Below are 19,893 nucleotides of genomic sequence, written 5' to 3' on the forward strand. Positions count from 1 at the left end.
ATCGAATGAAATTAAAAACTTTATTAGTTGTTCAAAATAATTAAATTTGAGAATGCAATAAAAAGTACGAATTTTTTGGAAATTTTAAAATTGAGATTTAAAACAAAATTCGTAGCTGATAATAATAATCTTAAGTTTTATTTATGAAAAGTATTTTTTTTATAATAATTGTATTGATTTCTTTTAGAAGCAATGCGCAGACCTTAAGCAAAAAGATTGATTCTTTGGATTGTCAAAAATCTGTAATGACAAGTTTAAGTAATTCCAAAAACATATCTTTTGAAAATTATAAGCCTATAAAGAAGAATAGTTTTAATTTCAATTTGGGTAAAGAAAAGGAAGTTATCTACCGAGATAATTTTACCAATCGACTTTATTTTCAAAATGCTTTTGATAGAACTCGTGTAAATCAAAAGTAAGACATATTAAAAGAGCTTGATAAGCCCTACTTTTACATTTGTAAAAAAATAGCCTATAATTTATATTATGTTAAATTGTGTGTGTTTCAGAACATCGAATAATTCAACAAAATCTGCATCCTAGAATATCTATTAGCATATATTTTCTATATCAGCTTTTATCTTGTTGAATAACATTTTGGATGTTGTTCGGCAAATTCACGTTTATCGCCCGAACTTTTATTTTGGAATTGATACAAAAAGTCCATTGCTTTGATTGGATCGGTTTCAGATTTTTTCTCAGAGTCACTTTTCCAACTGTAATATTTCTCAATTGCTTTTTCTGAACTAAAATTAGAATCCATTGAAAAATCAAAATCATAAGTTTTTGCTAAGCAAGTCATAAATTCAAATTGTTGATTTCTAACATCTTTGGCCGTATTTTTATAAGTCGTTTGCGATGCTATAGAATTATTGAAAAATTGACGCATAACATTTTTCGGAAGTTCACTAAGTTTGGCTGCACCACCATTGTTTTGGCCATACACTATCCCATTTAAGCCAACTATTAAAAGGGGAATCAATCTATTCATCATGCTGATTTTTGTTAAATGAAATAAATATTGTTCCAAAGATTCAATTCTTTATGAATATTGACTTAAAAATGACAAATTATTTTTTGGATTGCCAAGAAAAGCCTATTTTCGGGAAACATTTTTTTAATTAACCAAAACTACAAAATATGTCATATTATCCACTTTCAAGCATTCCTGATTATTACATGATGGACGAGCTTTTAAGCGACGAACACAAACTTATTAGACAATCTGTTAGAGATTGGGTAGAAAGTTTTGTCATGCCTCAAATTGATAAAGCTGCCCAAGAACATCGTGATATCCCCAATCTAATGAAAGAATTGGGAAATATTGGCGCACTAGGACCTTATATTCCAGAAGAATACGGAGGCGCAGGATTGGATCAAATATCTTACGGAATTATTATGCAAGAGCTAGAGCGTGGCGATTCTGCGGTACGTTCTGCGGCATCTGTACAATCTTCTTTGGTAATGTTCCCTATCAACGAGTTCGGTTCTGAAGAACAAAAAAGAAAATATCTTCCAAAACTAGCCGCAGGTGATATGATTGGTAGCTTTGGATTGACTGAGCCTAACCATGGTTCGGATCCTGGTTCTATGGAAACAACCATCAAAGATATGGGCGACCATTTCTTATTAAACGGTGCTAAAATGTGGATTACCAATGCACCACTTTGCGATATTGCTGTTGTTTGGGCTAAAAATGAAGCTGGCAAAGTTCGCGGTGTTATTGTAGAACGTGGTATGGAAGGTTTTACAACGCCAGAAACGACTGATAAATGGTCACTTCGCGCATCCAAAACTGGCGAGTTGGTATTTGATAATGTTAAAGTACCAAAAGAGAATCTTCTTCCAGGTGTTGAAGGTCTTAAAGGTCCTTTATCTTGTCTTAACTCTGCGCGTTACGGAATTTCTTGGGGCGTTATTGGTGCTGCAATTGATTGTTATTGTACGGCTGTTCAGTATGCAAAAGAAAGAAAACAATTCGGAAAACCAATTGCTTCTTTTCAATTACAACAAAAGAAATTAGCAGAATATTTAACAGAAATTACAAAAGCACAATTACTTTGTCTACAACTTGGGAACTTGAAGAATGCACATAAAGCATCTCCTGCTCAGATTTCTATGGCAAAACGTAACAACGTGAGAATGGCGATTGATATTGCTAGAGAATCTCGACAAATCCTTGGAGGAATGGGTATCATGGGAGAGTTCCCGATGATGCGTCATGCTGCCAATCTAGAATCTGTTATTACTTATGAAGGTACACACGATATTCATTTATTAATAACAGGACTAGACATTACAGGAATTAATGCTTTCTAAGATTTTATAGGGAACTACTCTATTAAAAATATTCACAAAAACCCGTATTATCAATATCGATTATGCGGGTTTTTTAGTACTTGAAAACAGTGATTTTTTACTATTTTCTTATTAAACATTTCTATTAAAATATATTTTTTCAATACGCATTTCTATTTTGCATTCACTATATCAATTAAATATCAGTTAAATGTATAAATATTTTGATGTAATACCGCAAAAAAATGAATTTTTAATTTAGAATTAATTTCAATGCAATTAATTCTAACTCATTGAAATACAGCTTCTATGTTAGTGTTTGATAAAAAGATGAAAGGATTTCTTACCTTTATTAAAACTAAAAACAAACCTAATCATGAAAAAATTCTACTCAATTTTATTGATGGCAATGGCTATGCCATTAATAGAAGCGCAGATTTCTTACACATCTGCCGATTATGCGGTTGCAAATGACCAAGTAAGCTATCTCTCTGGAAATACCAACACAACGACTAATTTTGTATCAACTGGTGCTAACTATCAATGGGACTTTTCTAGTATTCAACCACAAGGAAATGTCCAAGCGAGTTATGGAGATCCTACAACAACGGGTTACAAAAATATTTGGTGTCAATTTTCAGGTTATTCTACCAACTGCGATAGCCAATTTGCAAGTAATTTTAATATGGCTAAAAAGTTAACCGATGCGCCTGTGCAAGCGGATGACCATACAACTTTAGAAAATGTCTACGCGCATTATCAAAAGTCAAATAGTGATTTATCTATTAAAATGTTAGGAGTGAAAATTACCTCTTTTAATACAGATTTATCAATGACATTAGACTATCAGCAGCCCGATCTTATGTACAAATTCCCCATGAATTATAATGATTCGTACACGGAAGCCTTTTCTTATCATGGTGATTTGTCTCCTGTCGGATTTAATTTCAAAGCTAGTAGTATTGGACAAAGAACAAACATTGTTGACGGTTATGGCGATCTCAAAATTAGTGATCAATCTTTTTACAATGTCCTACGTGTAAAAACGGTTTCGGAGCAGGTCTTAACAACAGTTATTAATGGCGTCAGTCAAGACAGAACGATTATTACAACCAATTATCAATGGTTTAGCAAAGATTACAAATTCCCAGTTTTGGACGTCAGCACAATAACAACAAATGGAACTATAGTGCCTACCGAAATACGTTACCTAAAAAGTTCAGGTACCTTGTCAACGATATCAAATTCTAAGCAAACAAGCTTTATATATCCTAATCCGTCAAAAGGTGATTTTAAAACCACGATTCCTAAAAGTGATATAAAAAGCATCGAAGTTTATAATCAAAATGGACAACTTGTTTCGACTTCTCTTAATTTAACTGGCTTAAATAAAGGTAATTATACTGTTGTTGTTAAAACTGCAACCCAAAATCTAACTCAGAAAGTCATTAAAGAATAAAAAAAACTGCCTTTCCAGATTGACTGGAAAGGCAGTTTTTCTACCAACTAATATGTTCTTTTTCCTCAAAAGGAATTTCTGGATCAAGGATGTGATTGACTAATGAAGCAATTGCAAATTCGACTTCCGAATCTTCCAAATCAATCGTTTCTAAGCTAACAACACCTTTACCAACTTCTGCAAAAGACCATATTCCAGGTTCTAAAACATAAGAGTTAAGCTGCTCGTCTTGTTGCAACATATATTTGTAAATGGCCAACTGCAAAGCCTGTTTATAATCTTCGCTAAAGAATAAAGTTTCCAATTGTTCTTCTTTATTTTTAAGACTAATTTTAAGCTTTTTAGTTTTCGCAGTTTTGTAGTCAATAATTCGGATAACGCCGTCCAGTCGGTCAATTCGGTCGATATTACCATTTAACAAAATTGAATCCGTTCTGTCTTCATTTAAGAAAAATTCAGCTTTTACATTTTTTTCAATATCTACAATTTCTAAAGCCGAACCATTTTTAACCAAATTTTCATCATATTGAAGAATGCCTTTGATAACACGTTCCGCAATTTGTTTGTGGATATAATTCATCCCGCGATCATAGAATTCGTTTTGGTGATTCAACTTTTCAATAGCATGTGAAATCGAGGCATCTACTCTACTATTTAAGATTTTGTAATCTTCTAAAGTCAAAATTTTATTTCTAAAATCTTCATACAAAAACTGAACAGCATAATGGACAAGATTTCCGTAGTTACGCACCGACAATTCTTCCTCAATTTCGTTAGAATCTCGGGCTTTAAGAATATATTTTAGATAAAAATCGATTGGATTGTAAAGGAAAGCGGTCAAATGTGTTGGCGAAACAGACTTTTTCCATTCTTGTAATTTCGCGAGAACTGATTCTGTTTTTTCAATTTTCATCAATTCCTGAATGATGGGTTCCGACGCATTATCAACAACAATATGATTAATGTTGTGCGAACTTTCCATTTCGATTTGTGTGATGAAACGACTTTTTTCGCCAGTATTAACACCCGAACTTAAAGCATTAAACAACAAATGTACATTCTTAGAATCCTGAATTAAACGATAAAAATGGTACGCATAAATACTATCATTTTCTAGAAAAGTATTCAAACCAAAATTCTTACGAACATCGAATGGCAAATAAGTATTTTGTGTGTTTCCCAAGGGCAATTTTCCTTCGTTAACCGATAATAAAATTATGTTTTCGAAATTAAGAAGTCGGCTTTCCAAAAGACCCATAACTTGCAGACCCGCCAAAGGTTCTCCTTGGAAATCGATACTTTCTGTATTAACCAATTGATTGATGAGAACTTCCAAAGTTTCCATTTTCAGGTCTACTTTATAAGGCAAAAGCTGGTTTTTCAGTACTTTAAAAGTCTTTTCAAAATGGCTAATATTTTCGTAAAGAATATCATCATCAATTCTAAATTTGACTTCCAAACAGAATGCAATCAACTTATCCAAAAACAATTGCACATTCTCTGGAACTCGTAACAAGTCATAGTAGCTAAGATTGCTAAGCTGCTCTGACAAGAGTTTTGAAGAAATATATACGATGTTGCGTTCTTCCACATATTTTACAAAATCAGAAATAATTTTATCATCTTCTGTTGAATTTGGCAGCTCTTGTAAAATTGGAAAAACATCGGCGTAATAATAAGAACTCGACTTTTTCTCCAATTGTTTTTGCAAGTAAAATAGCTTTTTAATGGCGTTGCTAAACGACATATTCTTCAGCGGAAAACCCATTGTTATGTTCAAGTTTTTCACTTGTGACATAGCATCTAGACTTGCTGGCAAAAGGTTTTCGTCTAATAAAACAATTGCGGTTTTAGAAATGTCTTCCTGATCTATCGCATCAAAAATCTTTGGGAGCACTTTTGTTTGTACAACATTCCCCGAAACTTCATAAACATTGATGTTTTTTTCTTGTCGGAAGTCGTCTTCAATCCAGTTAAAATTTCGATGATCATTGAATTCTTTCCACTTGAGATGTTCGCGCAAAAACTTACCAGCTTCCTGTCTTGTATCGTCAATATAATACTGATCAGCTTGGAAGTAACAAATCGCTTTGTCCCAATGCAAAAGGTTTTTGACCAAATTTTCTTCAATCGGCGTAAAGGCATTAAAGCCACAAAACACAAATTGCGCCTTGGTTTCTTTTGCCCAGTTTTCAATTTTGTCGCGAGCAGCAACATGAATCATTCCAGAAGTTGCCCAGTTTTTTGCATTTAACTCTTCTTTTAAAAGAGGAAGAAAATCATTCATTTTGCGCCAAAAATTCAGATTTCTTTTTCGAGGATTGTCGTCATCACCAAGATCTTCACCCCAATTTTTGATTCGTTCCTCATCCAACATCCATTGCAGAACTTTCTCATCGTTATCTGTGAATTTTAGCATATCGTCCCAATCTTTCTGCAAAGTTGGAAACCACTTTAGAAAACCACCAAAATCTTCAGAATTGTCTATCTTTTGATAAACACGATAAGCGAATAAATGTAACGCAACACCTTGCAAATGCTGCTTATCTGCTAAATCTTGGATAAGATCTTCGATGGTCAAAAACTGTGGCAACATACCAGAGTAAGACTTTTCCTTTAAGATTTTACTAATAAAAACTAAAGGGCGCTTACCTGGTAATACGACGCTAATGTTGGATAAATCAGAATATTTTGACAATAAGTCGTCAACAATTTTCTCAAGAAACTTCATAAAAAAAGACCTTAAATATAAGGTCTCAATTTAGTTAAAATTTTATGTAAAAGCTATTCTACAACAATATGTTTTTCTAGCCAAATATTGTTACCACTCGCATCTTTCCCTTGCCAGAATTTAAAATAGTAAGTTCCAGTATGTTGTGGCTCGAACCTAATTAAATTAAATGCTTTGTAAGTTCCAGTCGCACAAGTTTGGTTGTTTTTATAAGCATAGTTGATAACCGTTCTTGTAGAATCTTTTGGAATATAATCCATACCATAAAAGCCTTCGCATTCCTTATTGTAAGTCGAAAAAACCTTTATCGGTTGCATATTAAATGCATACATCGTATCGTGCTCAATCTTCACGCTGTCTATTTTGCGAGGTTCATAACTTTTAACTTCGTAAGAGTCATTGTTACATGATTGCACCAATAGAGCAATAATAGCAGCAAATCCTAATTTAATAAAGCTTTTCATACCGAAAAATTTAGGTTAAACATTTCCTTTAGAAATATACACAACTTTCTTGGTTTCGTAAAAGTCTTCTTCGAAAAAATTACTGAGTTGAAAAATCTCACATTTTATGCCTGCTAGCTCTTCACCTAAATCGCCGCCTTTTAAATATAAAATTCCATTATGTTTTGGGTTGAATTGATCTTTTTCGAACTTACCATGCAACCAACGTAGAAAAACTGGCATTTGCGTCACAGCGCGACTTACCACAAAATGGAATTTGTCTTTTAACTTCTCAGCACGACCATGGATTGCCGTAACATTGCTAAGACCAATACCTTCGGCAACGGCTTGCACTACTGTAATCTTTTTACCAATGCTATCGATTAAAGTAAACTGACTTTCTGGAAATAAAATAGCTAGCGGAATTCCAGGGAAACCACCACCTGTACCAATATCCAAAACTTTGGTGCCTGGCGCAAAAGCCATCACTTTTGCAATTCCTAAAGAATGCAAAATATGTTTCTCATAAAGACTTTCCATATCTTTTCGTGAGATAACATTTATTTTCTCATTCCATTCGTTGTACAAATTTTCAAGTTTTGAAAACTGCTCTTTTTGCGTGTCCGTGATATCCGGAAAGTATTTTAAAATAAGTTCTAAAGACATGCTGCGAAATTATGAAAAAGAAATAATAGTTTTAGGCCAAGTTTTAAAGCTTTTTGAAAAACATTATTCTAATTTCTATTTCTTTTAAATACTATCTTTGCCCGACAATTAATTTTATCATGGAAAAATATTCTGACCGTCTTAATAGATTAAGCTATTCTCAAACTTTTGTAATGAGTAATAAAGTGCGAGAAATGAAAGCTAATGGTATAGATGTTATCAGTCTTACACTTGGAGAACCCGATTTTGATGTTCCCGAAAAAATAAAACAAGCGGCTTTTGATGCCATTAATGAAAACTATAGCCACTACTCGCCTGTTCCAGGATTCTTGGAATTGAGACAAGCCGTTGCCAACAAACTAAAAAGAGATAATAATCTCGACTACAAACCAACACAAATTTGTGTTTCAAATGGTGCTAAACAATCTATCATAAATGTTTTGGCTTCTATTATTAATGATGGCGACGAAGTGATTTTGCCAGCGCCATATTGGGTGAGTTATGACGAAATGGTAAAAATGATGGGCGGAAAATCTGTCTTTATCGAAACCAGCATCGATACAGAGTTTAAAATGACAGCGCAGCAATTGGAGCAAGCGATTACACCAAAAACAAAAGCTATTCTTTATAGTTCGCCATGTAATCCGTCGGGAAGTTTTTACACTTATGATGAGTTAAAAGCAATTGCAGCGGTTGTTGCTAAATATCCGCAAATCACGATAATCTCTGACGAAATCTACGAATACATTAATTATACAGGAAAGCACACTTCGATTGCAGAATTCCCTGAAGTCTATGAGCAAACGGCGGTCATCAATGGGATGAGTAAGGCTTTTGCGATGACTGGTTGGAGAATTGGTTATTCGGCGTGTCCAGAATGGTTGGCGAAAGCTTGTGATAAAATCCAAGGTCAAATGACGAGTGGACCTAATACCGTTGCTCAACGTGCATCTATTACTGCTCTAGAAATGCCAAAATCTGAACTTAACTATATGATTGAAGCCTTCCACAAACGTCGTGATTTGGTGTACGACCTAATGAAAGACATCAACGGCTTCAAATGTAATCTTCCAAAAAGTGCGTTCTACTTCTTCCCAGATATTTCTTATTTCATTGGAAAAACGATTGAAGGAAAAGTGATAAAAGATGCCGACGATTTTGCAATGTGTCTTTTAGAAAACGCCCATGTTGGTTGTATTGGCGGAACATCATTCGGGAATCCTAATTGTATTCGATTCTCGTATGCAACCTCCGAAGCTGACCTTATCGAAGCGATACGAAGAATAAAAGAGTTTGTGAAGGAGCTTTAGTTTTTTATGTCGTCGACAAAAAAATGTCGTATAAAGTTTTATTTTAGTTTCGTGAAAACTGAGAATGATTTTTGAAACTTACATATCATTATCTAAGTTTGACAAATAAACTGACAGAAGTAATTCGAAGATAATACCTCTAAGTTTACTTGATGGGATTATCTTCGAATTAATCAATTATTAATAGCTAAAATTTTCTGATTGGTAAAACATAATTGTAGATTGTTTTAGAAATACTACTTGTTGTACCATTATTAAAATTGATCATAAATGCTGTTGTAGTACTTGCTTCTGAGGACGTCCAATAGTTAACTGAGGACAATGCTAATGCATATTTATTATAATAAATTTTTTCTAATTCCGAAACACTTGGTAAAAACCAATTCGAATAACCTCCTGAAGCGTAGTTATAAACGTAACCTCCTCCTGAAGAATAACCGCAGTACTTCCCTCTTCAATTTTGCTTGTATCAACGTATAAGTTTTCATTCAATAAATTAAAAACTTCAATTGGTTGTAAAGAAATTTGATGTATAAGTTCATTGAACACTCCTAAATCCCTAGCTAGCGCCATATTAAATTGCAACTGAAATTGGGACATTGCAGACATATTTTTATTTTTCTGCTCCGTAATATCGTCTGTTTTAATATAGGTGCTAAGATCACGTTGCAGTTCTTCAACTGTATTATTCAGTAAATTAACATAATGGTTAATTTTAGTATAATTAGTAGAAACCTTTTCGAGATTTTTAATTATTAGCTCTGATCCATCTTTGTTCAAATCTGTTGCCTCATGCCAAGATTCTTCAGGTTTTCTGAAATGCTTTTGTACAAAAGGAAAACTAAGAAACGTCTTTTTCATTGCATTGATGAATGGAACACGTTCTTCTCTAATTTCTGTTTCGATATTTTCTGTTTCGTACCCATCGTAGGTATCTGTGGAATATTTGTAATCTCTTAACAGATAAAAATTTGTAAAGTCTTGAGATTGATGGCTCCATTGCGTATGCCAATCACGAGATTTTGTAACAACTTCATTTTCGAAAAAACGTACAAATCTCGTATCCCATTTATCATTAAGTTTGTTTTCATTAATTAGATAACCTTCGTCATTGGTAATGTCATATCGAAGCTGATTATTAAAAAATGTAAATATCACAAAAAGTGGATAGATTTCTGACTTGCCCAAAGAATGTGATCGATCATCAATGTTTGAACCAATATTTGTAGAGATCCAATTAAACAAGAGATATGAAAGTTCACTAACCTCTAATTGCTTATCGTTGGAACAAAAAAGTAAATTATTGATACTATAATCATCACTGTATTTATTGAACAAATAAGATACCTTACCGCGTAGCAACATATCAGATAAATTACTTTTTATACCATCTTCCTCAATACCCAGTCTAGATCTTGCACCAGGAAAATCTAATAAATCGGAATTTTTCAGAAAAGGCTTATTATCAGTTAAATCCTTCGGTATTGAGAAAATAAGTTCAGATAAAAGCGCTGACAAATATGAAATATTAATTTGTATCTCACTTCCTTCCTCCAACTTTAGTGTTGTAGAATCTACATTATCATTAAGTTCCTTTAGTCTCTTTACATCGAGAATTTCACCACCTGCTCTAAGGACATCATTAAACTTAATATAGCCCTGTGATGTGAAATGGATACTGTTCAATTTATTCAGCAGATCACTAAATAGTACGGAAAGATCCTCATTATTATTCCAAAGTATTTCAAAAATCGATGTCCATTCTTTATAATCAAAATATTCGATAATAGAAGCTATTCTTTCGAAGTAACGGGTTTCTGTCAAACCTTCAAAAAGTAACGTATGCTTAGATAAATGATTTCCAAAATACTCTTTTACCTCCAAAACATCCTCTTCAGACAAGTAGTTTTGTTTTACACTATCTTTTGCAAGTTCATATTTTTTAATATGAGACTCTATTGCACGACGATTATTAATTGTAGCACTAGAAATCTTTTTTAAATCTAGAAAATAAGAATCTAGAATGATTGTTAGAATATCTTTTGCTGATAAAAGTTTGATTCTAATAGGAAAATCTACAAATTTGATATCTTGATCAACCGAAAAACGTGTAACAACTCCTGTACTTTCTTTACCCGTTCCCGCAGGATTAATATCTTTCAAAAAATCGTAGCTATCTTGGTTATTGATAATTTTAAAAGATTCTCCTTTTTGGCTTAACAAATTTTTGATCAGATAAGATTTCCCCACTTGACTCGCACCAAAAACAGCTATAACAGGCTTGGCTTCAATATTCGAAGCAATCTTATTTAATTTGTTTTGTGCCCTCTTCAGCGATAATAAGGTTTTACTTCTATCTTCATGCTTTAGATTTCCGTTAACCCACTTTATTGAATCAGCTATTAACAAAGACTTTTCGGAGATATAACTTTTTATTTGGTTTACCTGTTCAGGAGTATAATTTTTCACATCCATTTCTAATTAACATTTAAAGTAAACTCACAAGTATCCAACCAATAATCACCACCAATACTAGGTAATGTTTGATATCCTAATGTGAAATATTTTACCGATTTAGTATTACCGTCAGAGTCTTCTACGCTCTCAATTTTTACAATTTCTTTACTTTCTTCATAATCACGAGAAATAACAATTTTCAAAGGTAGATTCTGATTAATACTATTGATTTCAACATCAACTTGATTTTTCAAATATTGTGCATCTCGCCCAGCATATCTCTGCTTGACAATTGTTTCAATTTCCTTTCTATTAATCTTGATTGTATATAGGTCAGAGTAAGGATAATTTTTGGTTTCAAATTTTGAATATCCAAATTGATAAGGCAGATTTTTAATAATTAGAGTATTTTCATTATTTGTTGGCGTTAATAATACTTCTTTTGTGTTCTCGATATTTTTAACCAAATAATCAGCTGTCGAAACATTGTTTTTTGCTAGCCTGCTAGTGTCAATCTTAATATCCTTTAGTTTTATTAGTTTGCCAGACATTAATGCGATTATTGACCCAACGCTAACAATAGTTTTTGGATCATCGATAAAGCCATTATTATCGGTAAAAGGATACCACCTTCCGATCCAATAATTATTCAGATTTATAATATTATTTGGTGATGTTGTCAGATATTTCCTGAATATATCTTCAAAACTTTTCAAAGATGCAGGCTTACCAGATAATACAACGTAGTCACATTGGTAATGGTTGAGCAGAACCGAAAGCTGTCTAATCAAACTATCAAAGATACTTCCTACAATTTCATTTACTTTCTGTGGGGATAGCTTCCATTTTATATCTAAGAAACTAAAACCAAAATGCCTCGCAAAATAGGTTACTAACTCTTTATTAATAAAAGGGTTGCCAATTATCTCTTCAAAAGTTTTGAAAGGCGCTTCATTTGTATTTGCATTGTTTAAATATTCTAATGCAATTGGTATAGCCACTTGATGAATAAATGCTTTTCTAATAACTTGCCCTCTATACCCTAGCAAATTAGAATCTTCGCCGAAAAAACCATTCAGTTTTTCAGAAACATTTGTAATTTCTTTAGATTTAAGAATGTTTTCAATAACTCCTGTACAAGATTCGTCGTTTTCATTTTTTACGTTACCCTCTATTATAATCTTCTGAATTATTGCTTTAAGAAGATCATCACCTGCATTTCTAAATGTATCCCAAAAAACAGGTATTGGTTTTATACTTTCTAAATCTTGATCAGAATTAAATGTATATCTATTGATTGATAAATCTGTTGTTCCAGCTCCAATATCAATTGACCCAACAACAATACTGTCTCTATTTTTGAAGAGGTAATGGTCTAAAACATAAGAATTATTTTTCAACTTTTTTGCAAGTAAACTATATATAAAAACAAGCTGACTACTAGTTGCTTCATCATAATGCCAATCTGTCCTTTCCTCAATTCGAGATTGCTTTAGTGCTAAATCCTTAATGGAAGGAATTACCTCAGGCATCTCAAACCAAAAATTATTGATTTCGTCATCAAAATAAAACTTAATATAAGTATTCAGGAGTTTACATGCATCTTCTGCTGCCTGACGGAGAGCAATTTGCTCATGCTGTATCATACCTGTTGGACATGATATTGTGATACGTCTCAAAGTTCGAGGTACCGTCATATCACCATGTTCTTCCCGAAATTCAAATGAATTAATTTGCACATACGCATGCATAATCATTTCCAAAAAAACGAACTTCATTAAAGACTTCCTAGAAAACAGAGCCTTTGAGCCAAACAACCCACCATTTTCAATAGATGAGCCATCAGATTTTAACTGTTCGGAGATACCATTGAGATATACTTTCTTTACTTCGTTAGATTTAATTGGATTAAACTCCCATTCTCGGTCAGCAATAACATCGTCCCACAAATATCTTTTGGGGCTAGAATTATAAGTTTTTAATTCATAACCCAAACTTAGATCTGTTACGGACTTATTTATTAAATATTCAGCCTCATATCCAATTCTAACAAAACTAGGAACTATAAATTTGTTGTTATGATATACTTCATTATTTAAAGAGCCAAATTTCGAATCAGAGAATATGAGATTCATGGGGAATGGTTTATCGTACTGATCATTAGGATTAGTATAATCCTGAATTTTCAACTTTTTGACGCTATTAAAATCAAAACTATTGTCATTCTCATTTTCAAATAGTAATGCACAAGTAGCTGAATTACCAATATCCACAACTAAGTCAACTTCCTTTTTTCGAACATCATTTGTAAACAATTGTATCTCTGGAACTTCTGCTAATGAGGCCAACCAATCAATTAGTAAAAAATACGCCGATGCATATTGTTTAATGGGCTTCTCATACCTTTCTTCTTCATCATTTTGATAAAAAATATCTTCAAGATAAGAGTTTATCCATGCTGTTGATGACTCTTTACTAAACAAAAATTTAGACAGGTTTAAATGATCCGTATACAGCTTAAAAATATTTTCGTCCGGATTGAGACTTAATAAGGGACTGGTTTTGTCCAATTCATCTTTAGCTAATAAAGTGTCAACGGCTAAAACAATTTTAGCCAACCTAAAATCAGTATCAACTTCAAAATAAATTCTCACCCAATCCGTTGGAAAAAGTGTATCCTTATTAATAGAATTATCCTTAAAGTAAGGGAGTGGAATCCACTTCTTCTGGAAGCGTTTAAAAGCGCGTTTTAGATTAGTTTCATCAAAATATGAATCAATATTTTTTAAACTAGATAAGTCAGCGCCATGTTTTATTTTCCCGTTGACCAACAGATCGTTATCTACTAAATCCTGATTTCTATAAAATATATCTTCATTTCCAATTTTTGTTAGCGGATCCAATATAAATCCTAATGACAAAACATCAAATGGCTCATGAAAATAAAATTTGTTAGCTTTTCCAAAATTAAGATCAATCTCAGATTCGAATTTATAATATTGCAAACTTGAATTTGCAATTAAAGAGATTCTCTTCATTAATAATTATTGTTTTTATTGATTAATCACAGTGTGTTATTTTTTCTTCAATGAAAAATCGCGAGTAAAAGTACAAAGCGTACTTGGAAGAAAATTACGGAAAACCATAATTGCCCCCAAACTAAGAATGAATTATAAAAAAAAATCTTATGAAAAACTATTTCAATAAAACTAGTAAATACATTGTAGTTATGATATTGCCTCCCTATTCAAAATGTTTTGTGTAGTTGCTATTCGAGAAATAAGCAATTAATAACCTTCTAATAGTGCAAACAGGTTTGAGAATAATTATTATTAGATTATTCGAAAAGGGTAAATAACTTGAAAATAAAATATTGCATAAAATAAGATTAGGACAAAAATAAATGCCATTAAAAAAAAATTTTGTGTTTTTATTGTGCGTAATCAGTTTTAAGTATATTACAAGCATAATTGCAACTCTTAAGATTAGGTATTTAGTTTAGGTATGTTTCATATTAAAAGCAAATAACCTAACAAATATCATAGAAAACCAAGCTGTATAAGTTTGGTTTTCTTTTGGTTAAGTTGTAAATTTATATAACAAAAAGATAGTCAAAGCGCTCCGGATTGAACGGCATGTTTGAGCTCTTTTTGCGAGGCAGCTTCGGCTCCGCTCAGCCACCTTGCAAAAAAGCGAGTAGTGAAAGCCGGCAAAAGCGCCCAAATAATTTAGAATAATTTCAAATTCGGTCTGATAGATTTTATAAATTGATTTTTATTTTTTAATTCACAGAATCTTATTACCTTTGTACTACAAAATTAGAAACACGAGTTTAACTTTAAAAATATTAAAATTATGTCATTAGTAGGAAGACAGTTCCCAAATGTAACAATCGATGCAATTAGCGAAATGGGTGATAACTTAAGAATCAACGTTCTTGATGAAGCAGTTAACAACCAACAAAAAGTATTATTATTCTGGTATCCAAAAGATTTTACTTTTGTATGTCCTACAGAATTACACGCTTTCCAAGATGCTTTGGAGGATTTCAAAAAAAGAAATACAATCGTAATTGGTGCGTCTTGCGATACTAACGAGGTACACTTCGCTTGGTTGAACACGCCAAAAGATAATGGTGGTATCGAAGGTGTAACTTACCCTATCCTTGCGGATACGCACAGACACCTATCTAACCTATTAGGTATTGTTGACCAAGATATCGATTTTGATGATGAAGGAAACGAAATCTACACAGGTTCTAACGTGACTTACAGAGCGACTTACCTAATCGACGAGACTGGAAAAATCTTCCATGAAGCGGTTAACGATATGCCTCTTGGTAGAAATGTTGGTGAGTTCTTAAGACTTATCGATGCTTACACGCACGTACAAAAACACGGAGAAGTTTGTCCAGCTAACTGGGAAGAAGGTAAAGACGCTATGAAAGCTGACAGAACTTCGACTGCAGAATACTTAGCAAAACACTAATTGTCCTAAAATAATCTAATGTGATAATTTGTAATGCTGAGGGGAACTGAAGATGATTATTTACAAATTATCACATTTTTAATACCCAAAATCCAAGAAAATGTTTTTAGAATTAAAAGAAGATAACCTACAACAAATCCTAAGTGAAAATCCAAAAGTGATGGTGCAATACGGCGCTTCTTGGTGTGGAAATTGTAGAATTATGAAGCCTAAATTCAAGAAATTGGCTTCTGAAAATGAAGATATTCCTTTCTATTATGTAGACGCGGAAAAACTTCCTGAAAGTAGAAAAATGGCAAACGTGGATAATCTTCCAACTTTTGCAGCTTTCGAAAATGGCGCTTTGAAAAACCAAGTGCAAACGAATCAAGCTGAAAGCTTGAACACTTTATTCAGCGAATTGAAAGCTTAATTGCTTTTCGATTTTTATAATAAAATATAAAAAAGACATGAAATTACCTATCATAAGACAATTTTATCAAAACCAAACGCCTGAGCAACTTAACACCGCTTTGGAAGTTTTGGAAAGCTTCTGCGAATTCCGTAGTGTAAAGGAAGAGGAATTGGATGTTGTTGGTGAGATGATTACCAATATCTGCGGTGCTTTGGAAGTACACAACGAAGTTAGCAACGGATTATCCGAAAAAGATGCCCTTAACGCTTTTGCACAAAAAGTGATGGGTTCTATTGATAAATAATTAGCGATTTTTTATCGTACAAAAGACCGTTTTTTAGCGGTCTTTTTTATATTTTGCATACATGAAACTTAAAAATATAATATTCGATTTTGGTGGTGTATTAATGGATTGGGATCCGCGATACTATTTTAGAACGCATTTCGACAACGAAGCCGACATGGATTTTTTCCTTAAGAACATTGCGACCAATGCTTGGAATGCCGAACAAGATCGTGGCAGAACGATAGAACGTGGCACCGAAAAGTTGGTTAAAGAGCATCCTCTTTTTGAAAAAGATATTCGCGCTTATTACGATAATTGGACGACGATGTTGCGTGGTGATATTCCACAAAATGTTGCTGTACTTCGCCAGTTAGAAGGCAAATATCCTTTGTATGGATTGACGAATTGGTCTGCCGAGACCTTTCCTTATGCGTTAGAACATTATGATTTTTTCAAATTGTTTGAAGGTAAAATAGTAGTTTCGGGAGACGAAAAATTAATAAAACCAGATCCAAAGATATTCGAGGTTTTGTTGAAGCGTTATGATCTAAAAGCTGAAGAATCAGTTTTCATCGATGATAACATTGACAACATCAAAACAGCGGAATCTTTAGGTTTTGCGACAATTCATGTGACACCAGAAACTGATTTAGCAAAAGAACTTCATAACTTAGGATATGAGTTTTAAACTTTAATTGTTGCAACTTTGTAAAGCTTTTAGAATTTTAAAATCAATTCGAAATTTAATTAAGCTCAAAGCTTTTGTGGTTAAATAAAACAAAAAATATGAATCAAAATAAAATGAAAATAGAAATCTGGAGCGACATCATGTGTCCTTTTTGTTATATCGGCAAAAGACATTTCGAGGCTGCTCTAGCGCAATTTGATCACAAAGATCAAGTTGACGTGGAATGGAAATCTTTCCAACTAGATCCGACAATTCCTGAAGAAGTTAAAATCAGAACGACGATGGCAGAATACATTGCCAATCGCAAAGGAATGAACATTAACGATGTTAAGGTGATGTTCGAAAACGTAACTGGAATGGCAAAAAATGCAGGATTGGATTTTGATTTTGAAACGCAATTGTTGGCGAACTCCATCAAAGCTCATAGAATCATTCAGTTTGCTAAAGAGAAGGGATTGGGCGATCAAGCTGAAGAAGTTTTCTTTAAAGCGCATTTCACTGATGGTAAAGACCTAGCTGATAATGCTACTCTACTCGATTTAGGACAACTTATTGGACTTTCTGTTGATGATGTTAACCAAGCACTTCAACAAGATGAATTCCTAAAGTATGCAAAAGATGATATTGCAGAAGCTTCTGATTTGGGTGTTGACTCAGTTCCATTTTTTGTATTTAACAGAAAATATGCGGTAAAAGGCGCGCAGCCTGTTCATCATTTCCTAGATGCGCTTAAGCAATCTTATGCAGATTATAGCAAAAGATCAGGTTTTACAACTTTAGAATCTAACGATGCTGCAAGTTGTGATATCGACGGAAAATGTGATTAATACAATTTTAAAATTAATGAAAAATCCTCCAAAATTTGGAGGATTTTTTTTGGTATTTCAAACTTTTTATTTAAAATTACTTTAAATAAAAATCATAAAGAACAAATAATTAATTGTTTATAAATTTAACCTAAAGCAAAATCTATCTTCGTAAAATTCTTAAAGTTAAAATTACTATTAATATTATTGAAACAACAAATCCAAGAATTGGCAAGACTTGAAAGTCGCCAATTTCTGGTCCTGCTTTTGAAGCCCAAAGAACCGAGGTTCCGATAATATTTGCTGCAAGTACAATTCCTAAAATCAAATTAACAATGCTTGATTTAATAACAAGTTCTAGTCGATCCATGTTTTTAATCTCGGTCTGTAGACTCAGCTGGTTCTCGTCCAATTTATGCAAAACTGATCGAAGTTCGTCAGGGATTTCCTCAAAATGATCGCTCAAATCGGTTAGTTTGTTAAAACCTTTTTTGGCAAGTGTTTCAGGATTTAATTTCTTTAAAAATATTTTTTTACTGTAAGGTTTTAGACTGCTCACAACATCCAAATCAGGATTGATGCTTCGTCCAACGCCATCTATCAAAGAAATCCCTTTAAACAATAAGTAGAAATAATCGGGCATCACAAGACGATTCTCTTTAAGAACATCTTTCATTTTTTCTAAAATCGTTGCCACATCAATTTCTTTTAACGAGCTTGTATGGATGGTATTTAGAATTTCCAAAACATCATTTTCAAACTGTCGATCATTCGGAATGCTATAATACAAGGAGAGTTTCTTAAGGTTTCTAATAATCTTTTCTGGCTTTCTTGCAACGAAATTGAGAATTAGACTTTCAAGAATCGCTTGATCGCTTTCCGGAATTGCACCAACCGCACCAAAATCGATGAAGACAATTTGCCCTTCTTTGTTGACCAAAATATTGCCCGCATGTGGATCTGCATGGAAAAATCCATAATCTAAAATTTGTGAAACAAACAGCTGGTAGCCTTTTTCGGCTAATTTTTTAACATCAATTTTCTGTGCCGTTAAAGAATCGGTATCTGTAATTTTGGTACCTTCGACAAATTCCATTGTGAGAATTTGATTGTCACAATAATCCTCGAAAACATTGGGAACATAAGTATCTTTATCGTTTTTAAAATTCTTTTGAAATCTAAGAATATTATTCTTTTCATTGCTCAAAGACAATTCTTCCAACAAGGATTTTTCGAAAGCAAATAATGCATTTTTAAGATTCATTTGATCGCCAATGTAAGAGTAAGTGTCTATTAAATTGACCAAATCCTTTAAGAGCAAAAGATCTGCCTGTATCGTTTTTTCGATGTTGGGACGTTTTATTTTTAAGATAACATCTTGTCCATTTTTCAGTTGTGCTTTATAAACTTGAGCAATTGAGGCAGCAGCAATCGGTGTAGGATTGATGTGATTAAAATGCTCATCAACAGTAATATCCAACGACTTTTCTAGAATTGACTTAACGTCCAAGTCCACAACTTCTACCCGATCTTGTAGTTTTTGAAGTTCGAGAGTCAAATCCCTTGGCAACAGATCATCTCGATTGCTAAATGCTTGTCCAAGCTTGACAAAACTTGGTCCCAACTCTTCCAAAGCTAATCGAAGTCTTTCGTAGCCTGCTTTCGATTTTTCGGAATCAGAATTTGAACCATTAGAAATTCGACTTAGTAAGTCTTGAAGTCCATATTTGCTAATCACTTGGAGTAATTTCGCAGAACGTTTTATCTTTTTTTGCTGTTTGTCAAACATAAATTTTATTCTCTTTTTTAAACCTCAAAAACTGTTCCTCGTTTTTATTTTAAACGAAAAAGCAACTTATCAAACGAT

At 33.0% G+C, this 19,893-nt stretch carries 17 protein-coding genes; 9 read left to right on the forward strand and 8 right to left on the reverse strand.

Annotation, left to right across the window (positions count from 1 at the left end; all coding sequences use genetic code 11):
• Positions 1 to 143 precede the first annotated feature (143 nt).
• Positions 144 to 419 carry a hypothetical protein gene (locus Q1V95_RS14175; RefSeq protein ID WP_300675254.1) on the forward strand — a complete coding sequence of 92 codons (276 nt, stop codon included), beginning with the start codon at positions 144 to 146 and terminating at the stop codon, positions 417 to 419.
• Positions 420 to 577: 158 nt separating this feature from the next.
• Here Q1V95_RS14175 and Q1V95_RS14180 read toward each other — a convergent pair whose 3' ends face one another.
• Positions 578 to 1,030, reverse strand: coding sequence for a hypothetical protein (locus tag Q1V95_RS14180; RefSeq protein WP_300675256.1), 453 nt, complete (start codon positions 1,028 to 1,030; stop codon positions 578 to 580).
• A gap of 110 nt (positions 1,031 to 1,140) precedes the next feature.
• Between Q1V95_RS14180 and Q1V95_RS14185 the strand changes: the two genes are divergently transcribed.
• Complete coding sequence (locus Q1V95_RS14185) at positions 1,141 to 2,319, forward strand: acyl-CoA dehydrogenase family protein (protein WP_300675258.1); 1,179 nt, start codon at positions 1,141 to 1,143, stop codon at positions 2,317 to 2,319.
• Positions 2,320 to 2,674: 355 nt separating this feature from the next.
• Entirely contained in the window at positions 2,675 to 3,757 is a 1,083-nt protein-coding gene (locus Q1V95_RS14190) for a T9SS type A sorting domain-containing protein (protein ID WP_300675260.1), read from the forward strand.
• 40 nt (positions 3,758 to 3,797) lie between these two features.
• On the opposite strand, the gene Q1V95_RS14195 is transcribed toward Q1V95_RS14190, so the two are convergent.
• The 3 genes from Q1V95_RS14195 to rsmG are packed head-to-tail and all read right to left on the reverse strand — an operon-like array spanning position 3,798 to position 7,597.
• Positions 3,798 to 6,488: a PD-(D/E)XK nuclease family protein gene (locus Q1V95_RS14195; protein WP_300675262.1), complete on the reverse strand. Its 2,691-nt coding sequence runs from the start codon at positions 6,486 to 6,488 to the stop codon at positions 3,798 to 3,800.
• A gap of 53 nt (positions 6,489 to 6,541) precedes the next feature.
• Positions 6,542 to 6,952 carry a hypothetical protein gene (locus tag Q1V95_RS14200; RefSeq protein ID WP_300675264.1) on the reverse strand — a complete coding sequence of 137 codons (411 nt, stop codon included), beginning with the start codon at positions 6,950 to 6,952 and terminating at the stop codon, positions 6,542 to 6,544.
• Between the two features lie 15 nt (positions 6,953 to 6,967).
• On the reverse strand, positions 6,968 to 7,597 hold the full coding sequence (rsmG, locus tag Q1V95_RS14205; protein ID WP_300675266.1) for a 16S rRNA (guanine(527)-N(7))-methyltransferase RsmG: 630 nt from the start codon (positions 7,595 to 7,597) through the stop codon (positions 6,968 to 6,970).
• Positions 7,598 to 7,716: 119 nt separating this feature from the next.
• Between rsmG and Q1V95_RS14210 the strand changes: the two genes are divergently transcribed.
• On the forward strand, positions 7,717 to 8,907 hold the full coding sequence (locus Q1V95_RS14210) for a pyridoxal phosphate-dependent aminotransferase (protein WP_300675268.1): 1,191 nt from the start codon (positions 7,717 to 7,719) through the stop codon (positions 8,905 to 8,907).
• Between the two features lie 187 nt (positions 8,908 to 9,094).
• On the opposite strand, the gene Q1V95_RS16325 is transcribed toward Q1V95_RS14210, so the two are convergent.
• Genes Q1V95_RS16325 through Q1V95_RS14220 form a run of 3 tightly spaced genes read right to left on the reverse strand, consistent with a single transcriptional unit; the run spans position 9,095 to position 14,402 of the window.
• Complete coding sequence (locus Q1V95_RS16325; RefSeq protein WP_366143300.1) at positions 9,095 to 9,256, reverse strand: hypothetical protein; 162 nt, start codon at positions 9,254 to 9,256, stop codon at positions 9,095 to 9,097.
• Positions 9,257 to 9,261: 5 nt separating this feature from the next.
• Positions 9,262 to 11,382, reverse strand: coding sequence for a virulence factor SrfC family protein (locus Q1V95_RS14215; protein ID WP_300675270.1), 2,121 nt, complete (start codon positions 11,380 to 11,382; stop codon positions 9,262 to 9,264).
• 2 nt (positions 11,383 to 11,384) lie between these two features.
• A complete protein-coding gene (locus tag Q1V95_RS14220) occupies positions 11,385 to 14,402 on the reverse strand; it encodes a virulence factor SrfB (protein WP_300675272.1) in 3,018 nt (1,005 codons plus the stop codon).
• Between the two features lie 817 nt (positions 14,403 to 15,219).
• Here Q1V95_RS14220 and Q1V95_RS14225 point away from each other — a divergent pair.
• The 5 genes from Q1V95_RS14225 (at position 15,220) to Q1V95_RS14245 (ending at position 18,047) form a co-directional block, all read left to right on the forward strand.
• A complete protein-coding gene (locus Q1V95_RS14225; RefSeq protein ID WP_300675274.1) occupies positions 15,220 to 15,852 on the forward strand; it encodes a peroxiredoxin in 633 nt (210 codons plus the stop codon).
• A 100-nt stretch (positions 15,853 to 15,952) separates the two neighbouring features.
• Positions 15,953 to 16,264, forward strand: a complete 312-nt coding sequence (locus tag Q1V95_RS14230) for a thioredoxin family protein (RefSeq protein WP_300675276.1) — start codon at positions 15,953 to 15,955, stop codon at positions 16,262 to 16,264.
• A 37-nt stretch (positions 16,265 to 16,301) separates the two neighbouring features.
• Positions 16,302 to 16,550, forward strand: coding sequence for a hypothetical protein (locus tag Q1V95_RS14235; protein WP_300675278.1), 249 nt, complete (start codon positions 16,302 to 16,304; stop codon positions 16,548 to 16,550).
• 61 nt (positions 16,551 to 16,611) lie between these two features.
• Positions 16,612 to 17,220 (forward strand): HAD family phosphatase, encoded by a 609-nt coding sequence (locus tag Q1V95_RS14240; protein WP_300675280.1) that lies wholly within the window; start codon positions 16,612 to 16,614, stop codon positions 17,218 to 17,220.
• Positions 17,221 to 17,318: 98 nt separating this feature from the next.
• The gene (locus Q1V95_RS14245; protein WP_300675282.1) at positions 17,319 to 18,047 is read left to right on the forward strand and encodes a DsbA family oxidoreductase; all 729 of its coding nucleotides are present in this window, start codon (positions 17,319 to 17,321) and stop codon (positions 18,045 to 18,047) included.
• Between the two features lie 142 nt (positions 18,048 to 18,189).
• Here Q1V95_RS14245 and Q1V95_RS14250 read toward each other — a convergent pair whose 3' ends face one another.
• Positions 18,190 to 19,815, reverse strand: a complete 1,626-nt coding sequence (locus Q1V95_RS14250; protein ID WP_300675284.1) for an AarF/UbiB family protein — start codon at positions 19,813 to 19,815, stop codon at positions 18,190 to 18,192.
• Positions 19,816 to 19,893 lie beyond the last annotated feature (78 nt).

This window comes from Soonwooa sp. (genome assembly GCF_030151385.1).
In the GTDB taxonomy this organism is placed as follows: domain Bacteria; phylum Bacteroidota; class Bacteroidia; order Flavobacteriales; family Weeksellaceae; genus Soonwooa.

Excerpts from the sequence above, each read along its gene's own strand:
- Q1V95_RS14185 (WP_300675258.1), top strand. The coding sequence starts at position 1,141 with ATGTCATATTATCCACTTTCAAGCATTCCTGATTATTACATGATGGAC.
- Q1V95_RS14250 (WP_300675284.1), bottom strand. The coding sequence starts at position 19,815 with ATGTTTGACAAACAGCAAAAAAAGATAAAACGTTCTGCGAAATTACTC.
- Q1V95_RS14215 (WP_300675270.1), bottom strand. The coding sequence starts at position 11,382 with ATGGATGTGAAAAATTATACTCCTGAACAGGTAAACCAAATAAAAAGT.
- Q1V95_RS14195 (WP_300675262.1), bottom strand. The coding sequence starts at position 6,488 with ATGAAGTTTCTTGAGAAAATTGTTGACGACTTATTGTCAAAATATTCT.
- Q1V95_RS14220 (WP_300675272.1), bottom strand. The coding sequence starts at position 14,402 with ATGAAGAGAATCTCTTTAATTGCAAATTCAAGTTTGCAATATTATAAA.
- Q1V95_RS14200 (WP_300675264.1), bottom strand. The coding sequence starts at position 6,952 with ATGAAAAGCTTTATTAAATTAGGATTTGCTGCTATTATTGCTCTATTG.
- rsmG (WP_300675266.1), bottom strand. The coding sequence starts at position 7,597 with ATGTCTTTAGAACTTATTTTAAAATACTTTCCGGATATCACGGACACG.
- Q1V95_RS14210 (WP_300675268.1), top strand. The coding sequence starts at position 7,717 with ATGGAAAAATATTCTGACCGTCTTAATAGATTAAGCTATTCTCAAACT.
- Q1V95_RS14175 (WP_300675254.1), top strand. The coding sequence starts at position 144 with ATGAAAAGTATTTTTTTTATAATAATTGTATTGATTTCTTTTAGAAGC.
- Q1V95_RS14245 (WP_300675282.1), top strand. The coding sequence starts at position 17,319 with ATGAATCAAAATAAAATGAAAATAGAAATCTGGAGCGACATCATGTGT.
- Q1V95_RS14225 (WP_300675274.1), top strand. The coding sequence starts at position 15,220 with ATGTCATTAGTAGGAAGACAGTTCCCAAATGTAACAATCGATGCAATT.
- Q1V95_RS14190 (WP_300675260.1), top strand. The coding sequence starts at position 2,675 with ATGAAAAAATTCTACTCAATTTTATTGATGGCAATGGCTATGCCATTA.
- Q1V95_RS14230 (WP_300675276.1), top strand. The coding sequence starts at position 15,953 with ATGTTTTTAGAATTAAAAGAAGATAACCTACAACAAATCCTAAGTGAA.
- Q1V95_RS14240 (WP_300675280.1), top strand. The coding sequence starts at position 16,612 with ATGAAACTTAAAAATATAATATTCGATTTTGGTGGTGTATTAATGGAT.
- Q1V95_RS14235 (WP_300675278.1), top strand. The coding sequence starts at position 16,302 with ATGAAATTACCTATCATAAGACAATTTTATCAAAACCAAACGCCTGAG.